Below are 13,611 nucleotides of genomic sequence, written 5' to 3'. Positions count from 1 at the left end.
AGTAATGAGATACTGAAAACCAGTATTTTCAGCCCGGCAACATGCTTTCTCATTAGAAATAGCGTTTCAGATCCATGCCGTTGTACAACGCTGCGACTTCTTCACCATAACCGTTAAACATAAGCGTTTCACGTTTGAGGAATTCGCCAATACGTCTTTCGCGACGTTGACTCCAGCGTGGATGGTTTACATCCGGGTTCACATTGGAATAAAAACCGTATTCACCTGCATTAGCCTGCACCCAGGCCGTTAACGGCATTTCTTCTACAAAGCGAATTCGTACAATCGATTTGATACTTTTAAAACCATATTTCCAGGGCACGACCAGACGAATCGGTGCACCATTCTGACCAGGCATTTCCCGGCCATATAACCCCACGGCAAGTAATGTCAACGGATGCATTGCCTCATCAATTCGCAAGCCTTCAAGGTAGGGCCAGTTTAAAACCCGGCGACGCTGACCCGGCATTTGCTCGGGATCATACAATGTCGTAAATTCAACAAATTTGGCTTTGGAGTTGGGTTGTGCCTGTTTTAAAAGCTCCGCTAATGGAAATCCCACCCAGGGAATGACCATCGACCAGCCTTCCACACAACGTAGACGATAAATCCGTTCTTCCAGGCTTTGCGCTTGAATCAGTTCGTTATAGTCATATTTTCCCGGCTTGTCGCATTCACCATCAATCGTCACTATCCAAGGCTCACTGCGATCCGGAAAATCAGCGGCTAACGCCGATGGTGATTCTTTATCGGTGCCAAATTCATAAAAATTATTGTATGTCGTAATGGATTCATAGGTGGTGAGCTTTTCATCAGTAGAAAAACTACTTTTTCCGAGATTGTCAAAAGATTCACCTGTCGGCGCTTTTGCTGCAAAACTTAGCGGCATGGCGCTTGCTGCTGCCAATCCGGCTGCACCATTGATAAATTGTCGGCGATTCAGATAGACCTTATAGTCAGTGACTTCAGATTCAGGAATATCCCAGGAATGTTTTTTACGAATCCACATGATTCACCTCATTGGGTTTAAAGCGTTTGGCCAACCAGTAATCCACACTGATATATCGACCAGCCCCGATAAAAAATAATGTCAGCAACATAACAAAGTACGTTGCAGCAAACTCGATACCATTATTGAGTACAACCAGACTGCCATGTTCCGTCAGCCAGCTATAATTTCCATGTTCCTGCAGGATAGATTTCGCACGATCTAACCGTTCGATTGCCGCCGGAGCATTTTCCGCAGCAAAGGCACTCATCGGATCGTGAATCGCCTGCCAGCCGTTCTTCCAATGCACACTGAAAGCCGCAACCAGCATCGTTATCATTAACGGAATACTGACCCAGCGCACTGCCAGACCCAGTAATAACAGAATGGCACCAAAATATTCAGCCCCCCAGGCCAGATAGGCCATCAGTTCAGGAAACGGTAAACCCAGGCCCCAATCCGGATTGGCAAACCAGTCAATGGTATTCTGTAAAGAACTGTCAGGATTAAAGGGGTTCCATTTGTTATTGGCAGCTACCCAGAATACCGGTATCAAGTAAGCTCTCAATAACAAGGGTGCCAGAAAATCTACGTTTCGAGTGGTATTCAATAAATGCTGTAGACTAGCGATGAATTTAACCATTTTTATAACCTCTCAGAGGAAAACAGGGGCTTAACGCCCCTGCTATTTTGGTTAATCACGATAAATTGAATCAGTTACCACCACATTTACCTTCACCGCATTTACCTTCTTTATCCTTTTTGCTGTCTTCACCACATTTGGCTTCGCCGCATTTTCCTTCTTTATCTTTTTTGCTGTCTTCACCGCATTTTGCTTCACCACATTTACCTTCTTCGTGATGTTTTGCTAACTGCATGTAACCATTGGTTAATTCAGAAGATTGGAATGGGTTGCTATCAGCCGCAGCCATTGGTGATAAAGCCAGCCCCGCAGTCATTGCTGCACTGGCAGCCAATGCAATAGAGGTTTTTTTGTTCATAGCCATGTCTTAAATTCCTTATGTTTTAAATCACATCATCAGCCCGTCTCTATAGCCCGGGCTTGTTAGCATAGACTGACGAGTAAAACGTTTGTTACAAACTAAAGTAAAATTTTTCTCAATCGATGAATTTTGTAAAGATAAATCCAGTAAACATGTCTAAACTCAGATAAATATCCTATACGAGCAGCTAAGCATGTTTTTATTTATGTATCTAACAACATGACGGAGAAGTTTGACCAGAAAGACTTTGGCGATGATGCAGCGTTAATTAAAGGCATGCTGGCCGGTGACTCAACGGCATTTGAAATAGCGGTAGCGTTGTACCATCCCAAAATGGTGATGATCGCCAAAGCTATCATTGGTGAAGCCTTTGCTGAAGAAATCGCTCAGGATGCGTGGATTTCGGCTATCGGCTCACTGGCAGATTTTGGGGGGCGAAGCAGTTTGTATACCTGGCTGGTGCAAATTACAGCAAATGCTGCCAAAACCAGGTTACGCCGGGAANNCGGGAAAAACGCCAGGTGTCATTAGATGAAAACTGGCAACAGCTTGATACAGATGACCGTTTTAATCATAAAGATCACTGGCGAGAGCAAGTTTCACAATGGGATATTGATACCCCTGAAGCAATCATTGCCAATCATCAGCTCAAGGAAATCATTCAGCAAACCTTTGCCCAACTGCCGCCACAGCAACAAGCGGTATTAACTATGTATGATCTGGAAGGTGAGTCAATGCAGGAAATCTGTAACATTCTGAATATCTCTGCGTCCAATGCAAGAGTGTTATTGCATCGTGCACGCTCTGCGATACAGCAAAAAATCCATCAATATCAGGAAAATAGTTAATATGCTTAAATGCCGTGACATCGAAGCAATGGCCAGTGATTATCTGGATAAAGATTTGTCATTTCAGCAACGCATGGCATTCAAGTTACATTTGTTTCTTTGCCATAACTGCCGAAACCATGTACGTCAGTTAAAAACCACCATACTCAGTATCCGACAATTGCCAGCAACCCATGCGGTGATTGTTGACGACAAAATGAAAGCTATGGCCAAACATCTTCAGGAAAACGCCAGCAAACAATAAATGTCTGCTGGCACTGAATAATCTCTATTTCTGATACTTTTGTTTCCACTCGTCATAAGACATGCCATAGACATGTTCACGGGCAGCATCATAATCCATTTCCACGCCCTTTTCTTCTGCCGCGGCCAGATACCATTTAGACAGGCAATTACGGCAAAAACCTGCCAGATTCATTAAATCAATATTCTGTACGTCAGTACGTTCCTGTAAATGTGCAACCAATCTGCGAAATGCCGCAGCTTCCAGTTCAGTTTGTGTTTGTTTGTCCATCTTCATCCTCTTCATATAAAAAACAATTAACCTGATGGCCATTTTCCAGCACCGTAGTGGATGGATACTGATCATGGCAAATTGGCATCACCTGCTGACAGCGTTGATGGAAATGACACCCTGCAGGTGGATTGGCGGGCGAAGGTAATTCGCCCCTGACCGCAACCTGCAGATGTTGCTTATTCAAATCCGGTACAGCGGCTAATAAAGCCTGTGTATAGGGATGTTTAGGCGAATCCAGCACTTGCTTGCGAGTACCCTGTTCGACAATTCTGCCCAGATACATTACAGCCACCCGATGCGCCAGATAATCCACTACACCGATATTATGCGTAATAAATAAAAACGACAGCCCAAACTCATGTTGAATATCACGCAGTAAATTCAGAATTTGCGCCTGCACTGAGACATCCAGCGCACTGGTAGGCTCATCACAGATAATGACTTCAGGTTCAGTCGCCAGCGCACGAGCAATACAAATCCGTTGACGTTGTCCCCCGGAAAATTCATGGGGGTAACGATGTCGGATATCCGCACGCAGGCCGACACGTTCAAGTAATGAATCAACATATTCAGATCTGGCATCAGGATCTTTTCGAAACCTCGACCTGTCTATCGCTTCTTCAATAATCTGCTCAACGGTCATCCTTGGATTCATTGATGAAAATGGATCCTGAAAAATGATCTGCAACTGACCCCGGTAAGGTTTTAATTCACGTTGAGATAGCCGGTTTAGCACTTTCCCCTGAAAACTCACTTCACCAGCAGTCACCTTAACCAGCTGTAAAATGCCTTTACCCACCGTGGTCTTGCCGCAGCCGGATTCGCCCACCAGTGCCAGCGTTTCAGCATTATGTAATGTCAGGTTGACACCATCCACCGCTTTAACGTGACCCACCGTGCGCTGCAAAATACCTTTGCGAATGGGGAAATGAATTTTTAATCCCCTGACATCAAGCGCATGCACCTGTGAGGGAACCACATCTGATAGGTGTGAAGCATGTAATGGTTTGATTGCTTCAGCTCGTGAAGAAACTATCGCAGAGTCATATAAATGACAACGGACACCTGTTTGTTCCGTTTCAATCCATCGTGGCTCATGCTGATGACAATGCTCCCAGGCATGATCACAACGCTCAGCAAACCGGCAGCCAACAAAATTCTGATTTAACGGCGGGACATTGCCTTTAATCACTGTTAAACGTTGTTCACGTTTTTGTTCACCGGGCAAAGCTTCAAAGAGTTTTTGTGAATACGGGTGTTGGGGATGTTCAAAAAATGTCTGTCTGTCTGTCTGTTCTACAATTTGTCCGGCATACATCACAGCAATGTGATCCGCCATCTGGGCTGCCACACCAAGATCATGCGTTATAAGTAAAATCGCCATCCCGGTATCACGCTGAATCTGTTTAAGTAAATCCAGTATCTGTGCCTGAATGGTGACGTCCAATGCTGTGGTGGGCTCATCCGCAATCAATAACTCCGGCTCACCGGCTAATGCCATGGCGATCATCACACGCTGCTTCATGCCACCAGACATTTGATGTGGGTATTCTTTAAGGCGTCGCAGAGGATCAGGTATACCAACAGAATCCAGTAAGTTCACACTGCGCTGCTGTATATCCTGTGGCGATAATTTGAAATGCCAGCGCAATGTTTCACCGATCTGCTGCCCAATGGTCAATACTGGATTCAGAGAACTTTGTGGTTCCTGAAAGATCATAGCGACCCGTCTGCCCCGAACCGACTCCATTTCTGCTTCGGAAAGTTTGAGCAGATCCTGACCATTTAAATTGATTTCACCTGCCACAATCTGACTGGCTGGGTAAGGATTCAACCTCAACAGGGACAATGCACTGATGGATTTACCACAGCCTGATTCGCCGAGTAAGGCAAAGGTCTCGCCTTGCTGGAGGGTAAAATCGATACCATCAACCGCTTTAAAAGGCTGATCTTTACTGGCAAACCAGGTTTTGAGACCTTTAACCTCCAATAATGCCGTCGAACTCATCGTGCCCTCTGCATTCTTGGATCAAAGGCATCGCGTACCACATCGGCAAATAAGTTAGCGGCCAGTACCAACATGAACATCGAGATAAATGCTGCAGTTAAAGACCACCAGACCACCGGTTCACGGCCCATTTCAAGTCGTGCACTGTTAATCATATTGCCCCAACTGATCATTGATGGGTCAACGCCGACCCCGACATACGACAACACAGCTTCAGCCAGCACCAGTCCACTGAAGTCCAGCACCACAGTAATCAAAACGATATGCATCAGGTTTGGCAGGATATGGCGATGCAGGATATTCAGATTACTTACCCCTAATGATCGGGCAGCCAATACATATTCGGCTTCGCGTAATTTGAGTGTTTCACCCCGCAGGATACGGCACAGGCCTGTCCAACTTGTGACACCAAGTATCAAACACAAAAACAGCAAACGGATATCTGCCCTTTCGGCAATGGTGGCAAAGTTTTCTGGATGCGTATTCATATACACCTGCAACATTAATACTGCAGCTGCGATTAATAACACGCCGGGAATAGAGTTTAAGGTAGTGTAAATATACTGAATAACGTCGTCAACCCAGCCTTTGAAATAACCCGCGCTGATACCCAGGAAAATAGCCAGCGGTAACATTATCAGTGTAGTCAACGTGCCAATCGCCAGCCCTGTTCTGATGCTTTTCAGCGCCTGATACAGGACACTTTGCCCGACTTTATCCGTGCCAAACACATGGTAATACTGGCTCAGCATTATCAATGTAATGCTTAACCAGCTCAGCAGAAAAATCATCAGATAAAAGGTGCGGATCGGATAATCGGACTCTCCGCGCAGCAGCCGTTTGAGCTTAGCAAAAGCGGGATGCCGGTAACGTATCTTCCAATACAGAATATAAAAAACGATCAGCAGCGCTGTGAAGATGACAGCTGTATACGTGCTTTTCGCCACAATCCTGCTGACATCAGCCCATTTTTCTGTTTCAGTTGCCAGGTGTTGGGCGGAATGCTGTAAGCGTGGATAGTTGTATTCCAACTGCCCGCCCTGCACGACTTGCATTTCCTTGACAAATAAATGGGTTGCAAACGGCGCAGAATAAGTTTTTTCAACCTGAGTACGGATGGGCGTTATCAGCCAGTCCAGTACACTAAGCACTTCAGTTGAATAATGTTGCTGTGTATTGCTCTCAGACGCTAATGCCGTTCGAAAATGCAATGAATCGAGAAAACCGATACTGACATAACTCAATAGGATAATGATGGAAATGACACCGCGTTTACGCTGCATCACCATAATCCAGGGAGCACGTAAATGCGGTTTACTACGCAGGTAGAATATCCCAGCCGTTATAACAGTCAGCAGAATGAAAATCAGAATGTCGGTCCACAAAAATACCGGCAGAAAGGGCATGGCTGTCCTTAGGTTGATTTTCTGAGGCTGGAAATATCCACTTTAAGTGCTTTCGGTAACGAGAAAGCAATATTTTCAATCTGGCCGGTATCTTCAGTAACCGCCTCAACGCCCAGCATTTTGAGTTTATCAACCACAGCCTGGACCAATGATTCAGGCGCAGATGCACCGGCAGTCAAACCAATATTCTGTTTGTCTTTCAACCAATCCAGACGTATTTCATCAGCATTATCGATAAGATAAGACTCTGTACCAAGTTTATTAGCTAACTCTTTGAGTCTATTGGAGTTTGAACTATTGATTGAGCCAACCACCAGTACCAGATCACAATTTTCAGCCAAACGTTTTACGGCATCCTGACGATTCTGTGTGGCATAACAAATATCATCTTTACCTGGGCCAATGATGTTTGGAAAACGCTCTCGCAACGCATCGATGACCAGCTTGGTATCATCCACAGACAAGGTGGTTTGGGTTACAAATGACAGATTATTGGGATCATTGACTTTTAATTTCGCCACATCTTCCGGTGACTCGACCAGATACATTGCTGTGGGATCAGCCGTATATTGTCCCATCGTGCCTTCCACTTCGGGATGCCCGGCATGCCCAATCAGAATGCATTCACGAGCCACTTTTTCATGTTTGGCGACCTCAAGGTGTACTTTAGTCACCAAAGGACAGGTCGCATCAAATACTTTCAGACCACGCTGTTTACCCTCTTCCTGCACCGCTTTGGAAACACCATGCGCACTGAAGATTAATGTGCTGTTATCGGGTACATCAGACAATTCTTCAATGAAAATCGCGCCTTTATTACGCAAGTCTTCAACGACTGTTCGGTTATGCACCACTTCATGACGTACATAGATCGGCGCACCAAATAGCTCCAAAGCACGCTCTACAATCTCAATAGCGCGATCCACTCCAGCACAAAACCCCCGAGGATTGGCTAAAACCAGTTTTGCCATTTACAACACTGCCTTTGGATAAGAACCTAATACACGAAAAACTGAGGATTCCGACTCCAGTTCCTGTAACGCACTGGCAACTACGGGATCCTGACAATGGCCGTCAATGTCGATAAAAAACACATATTCCCAGATACCTTTCCGTGAAGGTCTGGACTCAATACGACTCATACTAATACCTTTGTCAGCCAAAGGTTTGAGTAAGTTTTGTAACGCACCCGGTTTATTTTTTGTCGAAACCAGTAACGCTGTTTTATCCACGCCTGATGGGCCGACATCCTGATTACCGATCACCAGAAAGCGGGTGGTATTCCCTGCTTCATCTTCAATGTTACTGGCCAGCACTTGCAAGCCATAAATTTCAGCGGCCGTACTTGCAGCAATTGCAGCGCAATCCTCACCCATTTCAGCAACACGTTTCGCCGCCTCGGAGTTGCTGTCCAGTGGAATCAGTTCCACTTGGGGAAGTTGATCACCCAACCATTGCCGGCATTGTGCCAAGGCCTGAGGATGAGCATAAACCTTTTTTATATCAGATAATTGCGATGCATTGCTCAATAAGTAATGATGAATACGCAAGGTCACTTCACCGTTGATTTTCAGTGGCGAACTGGCGAATCTGTCAAGCGTATGGTTGACCATGCCTTCTGTGGAGTTTTCAACCGGTACGACCCCATAACAAGCGTATTCTGTTTCAACGGCCCGAAATACATTGGCAATGGTGCTGACCGGATGTAACTCAGCGGAACCACCAAAATGTTTTAACGCTGCGGCCTGGGTAAACGAACCTTCAGGGCCTAGGTAAGCCACTTTTAAGGTTTTTTCTGCTGCCAGACAGGCGGACATAATTTCACGAAACAATCTGGCCATTTCTTTATCTGATAACGGGCCGGTATTGCGTTCCATTACCTGTCGCAAAATCATCGCTTCGCGCTCAGGCCGATAAAAATCGGTTTGCTCGCCGGACTGCTGTTTTATTTCGGCAACCTGATGCGCTAAAGCCGTACGTTCGTTTAATAAATCCTGTAACTGCCTGTCGACTTTATCAATCTGTTCACGAACGGCTTGAAGGGCTTTTTTTTCGGACATGGTTAACCAAACCTGCGCTCAAATTCAGACATAAACCAGATGAGTTTATCAACACCGGCTTCAGGCATAGCATTGTATATGCTGGCTCGCATTCCACCCAAATCCCGATGTCCCTTAAGCGTTAATAAGCCTTCTTTGGCTGCATCTGCCAGAAATTGTTTATCCAGATCACTGTTGGCCAGCGTAAACGGAATATTCATCCATGAGCGATAGCGTATATCCACTGGATTGGCATAAAAATCACTGCCATCAATAGCCGCATACAATTTGGCCGCTTTACGCTGATTGATTTCAGCCATGCCCTGTAAACCACCCTGCTGTTTCAGCCACTGAAACACCAAACCAGCAAGATACCAGCTGTAAGTAGCCGGGGTGTTATACATTGAGCCATTGTCCGCATGAATTTTGTAGTCAAACATCGTCGGTGTACCCGGCAAAGTTTTACCAATCAAATCCTTACGCACAATGACAATACACAAACCGGCCGGACCGATATTTTTCTGTGCACCAGCGTAAATCAGCCCAAAACGATTGACATCAACCGGACGTGACAGAATGGTTGATGACATATCAGCAATTAAAGGGGTATCCCCTACTTCCGGAATGTCAGCAAATTCCAGCCCATGAATAGTTTCATTGGGCGTGTAATGCACGTAAGCCGCATTATCAGACAACTGCCACTCTGTTTCATCGGGAATGGTTCGATAATGCGATGGCTTGGCATCAGCGACCACATTCACTTTAGTATAGCGGCCTGCTTCAGCAATGGCTTTTTCTGACCATGCCCCGGTATTAAAATAATCTGCATGGCTTTTACCATTAAGCAGATTCATCGGAATCATCGAAAACTGGCTTGATGCTCCGCCTTGCAAAAACAGCACCGCATACTCGTCTGAAATTCCCATCAAATCACGTAAATCAGCTTCGGCTTGTTCTGCGATAGAAGTATATTCCGGCCCCCGGTGACTCATTTCCATCACCGACATGCCTGTGCCATGCCAGTCCAGCATTTCCTGCTGGGCAATCAGCATCACTTCGTCCGGCAACATCGCTGGGCCGGCACTAAAATTATAGGCTCTCAAAGTGCTTATTCTTCCGTTAAGTCGTCAGTATGTGGCAGGTCATCCAGATCAAGATCTTCATCTTCGTCTTCGATAACACGTTCCAGACCCACCAGTTTTTCATCATTACTGAGATTAATCAGGCGAACACCCTGCGTGTTACGACCCACCAGAGAAACATGTTTAACCGGGGTACGAACCAGCGTACCGCCATTGGTAATCAACATGATCTGGTCTTCTTCACAGACTTGCACTGCACCCACCACCTGACCGTTACGGGCAGAGGTCTGAATCGAGATAATGCCCTGACCACCACGACCCTGGACACGGTATTCTTCCAGGTTAGTACGTTTACCGTAACCGAATTCGGTTGCGGTCAGAATGGCACCTTCCTGCTGGGCAATAATCAGTGAAATAATCTGTTCCCCATCGGCCAGACGCATGCCACGAACACCGCGAGAAACACGGCCCATGGAACGCACATCGGTTTCAGGGAAACGAATAACCTTGCCGTTGCTGCTGAACAGCATGACGTCAGATTCACCACCGGTTAATGCCACTCCAACCAGCCGGTCATCATCTTTCAGATCCACGGCGATAATACCGTTAGCTCTTGGGCGTGAATAATCGACTAATGGGGTTTTCTTGACGGTACCGCTCGCCGTTGCCATAAAGATAAACTTATCTGCTTCAAACTCACGGATTGGCAATACCGCATTAATACGTTCGCCTTCATCCAGTGGTAACAGGTTCACAATCGGCTTACCACGGGCTGTACGACCGCCTTGCGGCAATTCGTAGACTTTCTTCCAGTAAACCTTACCGGCACTGGAGAAGCACAATAAGGTGTCATGGGTATTGGCAATAAACAGATGTTCAATGAAATCTTCATCTTTCATTGAGGTCGCTGCTTTGCCTTTTCCGCCTCGACGTTGTGCCTGATAGGTATCCAGCTGCTGCGTTTTGGCATAACCGGCATGCGATAAGGTCACCACCATTTCTTCTTCGGTGATCAGATCTTCCAGCGTCAAATCCAGATGGGTATCCAGAATTTCGGTACGACGGTTATCACCATATTCTTCGTTAATGGCCACTAATTCCTGACGAATAACAGCCATCAGATTATCCGGGTCACTCAGAATCGCCAGCAGCACACGGATTTGATCCAGAACCTCACGGTATTCCTGCAGGATTTTGTCCTGTTCCAGCCCCGTCAATCTGTGCAAACGCATATCCAGAATGGCTTGCGCCTGAACCGGTGATAAATAATATTGGCCATCAACCAGACCGAACTCAGCGGCCAAATCTTCCGGACGTGAAGCCTGTGCACCAGCGGCACCCAGCATTTCCAGAATCATTTCACTTCGCCAACCCTGGGATAACAGGGCTTCTCTGGCTTCAGACGGGCTTGGTGACGCTTTGATCAGCTCAATAACTTCATCGATATTGGCAAGTGCGGTTGCCAGACCTTCCAAAATATGTGCACGGTCACGGGCTTTACGCAGTTCATAAATCGAACGACGCGTGACGACTTCACGGCGATGACGGATAAAGGCTTCAAGAATCGGTTTCAGGCCCAGTGTGCGTGGCTGACCATCAACGATTGCCACCATATTGATACCAAACACCGTTTGTAACTGGGTTTGCTGGTAAAGATTGTTCAGAATAACTTCAGGAACATCACCACGTTTAATGACGACCACCATCCGCATGCCATCTTTATCAGACTCATCACGCAGTGCGGAAATACCTTCAATTTTTTTCTCTTTGACCAGTTCGGCGATTTTTTCCAGCAAGCGGGCTTTGTTTACCTGATAAGGCAGCTCGTGAACGATGATGCTTTGCTGGCCCGTCGCTTCATTGGTTTCGATCTCAGCGCGGGCACGCATATAAACACGGCCTCGACCGGTTTCATAGGCTTCGGCAATGCCGTTGGCACCATTGATAATACCGGCGGTTGGAAAATCCGGGCCCGGTACATACTGCATTAACTCACGGGTAGTGACACCCGGCTCATCAATAATCGCAATACAGGCATTGAGAATTTCAGTCAGATTATGCGGCGGGATATTGGTTGCCATACCCACGGCAATACCGGATGAGCCGTTAACTAATAACGCCGGAAAACGGGTTGGCAGGACAGCCGGCTCAGATTCGGATTCATCATAGTTGGGAATGAAATCGACCGTTTCCTTGTCCAGATCGGCCAGCATTTCGTGGGCGATTTTCGCCATGCGTACTTCGGTATAACGCATTGCGGCAGGAGGATCACCATCGACCGAACCGAAGTTACCCTGACCATCAACCAACATGTAGCGCATCGAAAATGGCTGAGCCATTCGCACCATGGTGTCATATACCGCTGTATCACCATGTGGGTGATATTTACCGATAACGTCACCGACAATACGAGCAGATTTTTTGTATGGGCTGTTCCAGCTGTTTCCTAATTCACGCATGGCGTACAAGACGCGACGGTGAACAGGTTTCAGGCCGTCCCGGACATCCGGTAAGGCGCGACCTACGATAACGCTCATAGCGTAATCGAGGTAGGACTGTTTCATTTCATCTTCGATACTGATCGAGTCCAGTTCCAGAGCAATCTCAGACATTTAATATTCTTCCAAAATGAACAAAAGCAAGCCTAGCTTGTTGAAGTTTCAGGCAAAAAACTCTGCTGAGAAAACCTAAACAGGCGCCAAGCATATCAAAGCAGTAATCCTACCACTCTGAGCGATTTCCTGCACGATTATAAGTTACTGCTAGGGTGTACCAGCTTTATCAAAATAATCGCTCAAATCCTGCTCCAAAGTCGCGAGAATTTCTTCCAGCGCATTTTGCCAGCCAGTTACAACGGTTTGCGGGCTTGTTTTATCAATGGATGCATCAACACGAAAACCGGTTTGAAACAGCATTTTGCTGCGATCAGCATCGCCTGGACTCATAAAAAACTGCATTTCTAAAACTGCTTGCGGCGGATACTCGGCACGATCATCACCATAAAGTTTGGTCACGGCGGCTTCCAGTACCAAATCTGCTGGTTGCGAATCATCGGTAATTACATCGCTGAATAAACCACTTTTGGATAACCATCGCTGCAATTGAGAAGTAAACATCACCTGTGGATCGGTGAGTAATAAATGGCCTGCTTGCGGTTGGTATTCATTTTCGCCAACACGAAATACAATATTTTCTGTCCGGTAATGTGGCGCAATGCGGATGGGCTTTATGCGTAAAACACGACCCTGGGCAAACTGAGCGGCCACATTGCCGCGATCGACATCGACTATATAAAAGCGTGGCTCAATATTTTCCGCTTTCTTGTCTGAACCTCCGAAACCGAAACAACCTGTTAAAAAGCTGAACAGAATAATAACCAGCACTCTCTGCCATCTGTTACTCACGAAATGTTGTACTCCTGAAAAAATTTCTGGGAAATTGCATTACAGATCTTGTAATTGGTGTCGTTATAATACTGGTGGTGACTATCCCTTCTCAAATAATTTAGGCGTCAGATGGACGAGATAAAAACCAAGATCCGTGATATTGCAGATTTTCCCGAACCCGGCGTTTTATTTAAAGACATCACTCCACTTATGCAATCCCCTGTCTTACTGCGACAGGCCGTCGAATTACTGATTGCCCCCTATCGAAATTCCGGTATTACCGCCGTCGCAGGTATGGAAGCACGGGGCTTTATTTTTGGATCACTGGCCGCC

The 13,611-nt window shown here is 46.3% G+C and carries 14 protein-coding genes and 1 pseudogene; 4 read left to right on the top strand and 11 right to left on the bottom strand.

Features of this window, described 5'->3' with window-relative positions; all coding sequences use genetic code 11:
• Positions 1 to 52 precede the first annotated feature (52 nt).
• The 3 genes from msrP to B3O33_RS01965 form a co-directional block, all read right to left on the bottom strand.
• Positions 53 to 1,009 (bottom strand): protein-methionine-sulfoxide reductase catalytic subunit MsrP, encoded by a 957-nt coding sequence (msrP, locus tag B3O33_RS01975; protein WP_292359270.1) that lies wholly within the window; start codon positions 1,007 to 1,009, stop codon positions 53 to 55.
• On the bottom strand, positions 996 to 1,631 hold the full coding sequence (locus tag B3O33_RS01970; protein ID WP_292359268.1) for a DoxX family protein: 636 nt from the start codon (positions 1,629 to 1,631) through the stop codon (positions 996 to 998). Before B3O33_RS01970 ends, msrP begins: the two co-directional genes overlap by 14 nt.
• 70 nt (positions 1,632 to 1,701) lie before the next feature.
• A complete protein-coding gene (locus B3O33_RS01965) occupies positions 1,702 to 1,995 on the bottom strand; it encodes a low-complexity protein (RefSeq protein ID WP_292359267.1) in 294 nt (97 codons plus the stop codon).
• 216 nt (positions 1,996 to 2,211) lie between these two features.
• On the opposite strand from B3O33_RS01965, the gene B3O33_RS01960 reads away from it, so the two are divergent.
• The 3 genes from B3O33_RS01960 to B3O33_RS01950 are packed head-to-tail and all read left to right on the top strand — an operon-like array spanning position 2,212 to position 3,084.
• Positions 2,212 to 2,523, top strand: a complete 312-nt coding sequence (locus tag B3O33_RS01960) for an RNA polymerase sigma factor (RefSeq protein ID WP_292362823.1) — start codon at positions 2,212 to 2,214, stop codon at positions 2,521 to 2,523.
• Positions 2,514 to 2,840 carry an RNA polymerase sigma factor gene (locus B3O33_RS01955; protein ID WP_292362822.1) on the top strand — a complete coding sequence of 109 codons (327 nt, stop codon included), beginning with the start codon at positions 2,514 to 2,516 and terminating at the stop codon, positions 2,838 to 2,840. Before B3O33_RS01960 ends, B3O33_RS01955 begins: the two co-directional genes overlap by 10 nt.
• Position 2,841: 1 nt before the next feature.
• Complete coding sequence (locus B3O33_RS01950; protein ID WP_292359264.1) at positions 2,842 to 3,084, top strand: zf-HC2 domain-containing protein; 243 nt, start codon at positions 2,842 to 2,844, stop codon at positions 3,082 to 3,084.
• 24 nt (positions 3,085 to 3,108) lie between these two features.
• On the opposite strand, the gene B3O33_RS01945 is transcribed toward B3O33_RS01950, so the two are convergent.
• The 8 genes from B3O33_RS01945 to B3O33_RS01910 all read right to left on the bottom strand — a co-directional run bounded on the left by B3O33_RS01945 (position 3,109) and on the right by B3O33_RS01910 (position 13,296).
• Complete coding sequence (locus B3O33_RS01945) at positions 3,109 to 3,354, bottom strand: DUF1244 domain-containing protein (protein WP_292359263.1); 246 nt, start codon at positions 3,352 to 3,354, stop codon at positions 3,109 to 3,111.
• Positions 3,332 to 5,365, bottom strand: coding sequence for an ABC transporter ATP-binding protein (locus B3O33_RS01940; protein WP_292359261.1), 2,034 nt, complete (start codon positions 5,363 to 5,365; stop codon positions 3,332 to 3,334). The genes B3O33_RS01945 and B3O33_RS01940 overlap by 23 nt, the downstream gene beginning before the upstream one ends.
• The gene (locus B3O33_RS01935; protein WP_292359260.1) at positions 5,362 to 6,771 is read right to left on the bottom strand and encodes an ABC transporter permease; all 1,410 of its coding nucleotides are present in this window, start codon (positions 6,769 to 6,771) and stop codon (positions 5,362 to 5,364) included. The genes B3O33_RS01940 and B3O33_RS01935 overlap by 4 nt, the downstream gene beginning before the upstream one ends.
• 8 nt (positions 6,772 to 6,779) lie before the next feature.
• Positions 6,780 to 7,742, bottom strand: a complete 963-nt coding sequence (gene ispH, locus B3O33_RS01930; RefSeq protein WP_292359259.1) for a 4-hydroxy-3-methylbut-2-enyl diphosphate reductase — start codon at positions 7,740 to 7,742, stop codon at positions 6,780 to 6,782.
• The gene (pheA, locus tag B3O33_RS01925) at positions 7,743 to 8,831 is read right to left on the bottom strand and encodes a prephenate dehydratase (protein WP_292359258.1); all 1,089 of its coding nucleotides are present in this window, start codon (positions 8,829 to 8,831) and stop codon (positions 7,743 to 7,745) included.
• A 2-nt stretch (positions 8,832 to 8,833) separates the two neighbouring features.
• The gene (serC, locus tag B3O33_RS01920; RefSeq protein ID WP_292359257.1) at positions 8,834 to 9,913 is read right to left on the bottom strand and encodes a 3-phosphoserine/phosphohydroxythreonine transaminase; all 1,080 of its coding nucleotides are present in this window, start codon (positions 9,911 to 9,913) and stop codon (positions 8,834 to 8,836) included.
• A 5-nt stretch (positions 9,914 to 9,918) separates the two neighbouring features.
• Positions 9,919 to 12,504 (bottom strand): DNA gyrase subunit A, encoded by a 2,586-nt coding sequence (gene gyrA, locus B3O33_RS01915; protein ID WP_292362820.1) that lies wholly within the window; start codon positions 12,502 to 12,504, stop codon positions 9,919 to 9,921.
• Positions 12,505 to 12,654: 150 nt separating this feature from the next.
• A complete protein-coding gene (locus B3O33_RS01910) occupies positions 12,655 to 13,296 on the bottom strand; it encodes an ABC-type transport auxiliary lipoprotein family protein (protein WP_292359254.1) in 642 nt (213 codons plus the stop codon).
• Between the two features lie 111 nt (positions 13,297 to 13,407).
• Here B3O33_RS01910 and B3O33_RS01905 point away from each other — a divergent pair.
• A pseudogene (locus B3O33_RS01905) lies at positions 13,408 to 13,611 on the top strand (adenine phosphoribosyltransferase); the annotation flags it as partial.

The organism is Methylophaga sp. UBA1464, from assembly GCF_002325665.1.
GTDB lineage: Bacteria > Pseudomonadota > Gammaproteobacteria > Nitrosococcales > Methylophagaceae > Methylophaga.
The sequence above is the reverse complement of the archived record's forward strand: the minus strand, read 5'-3'. Positions and strand labels throughout refer to the sequence as shown.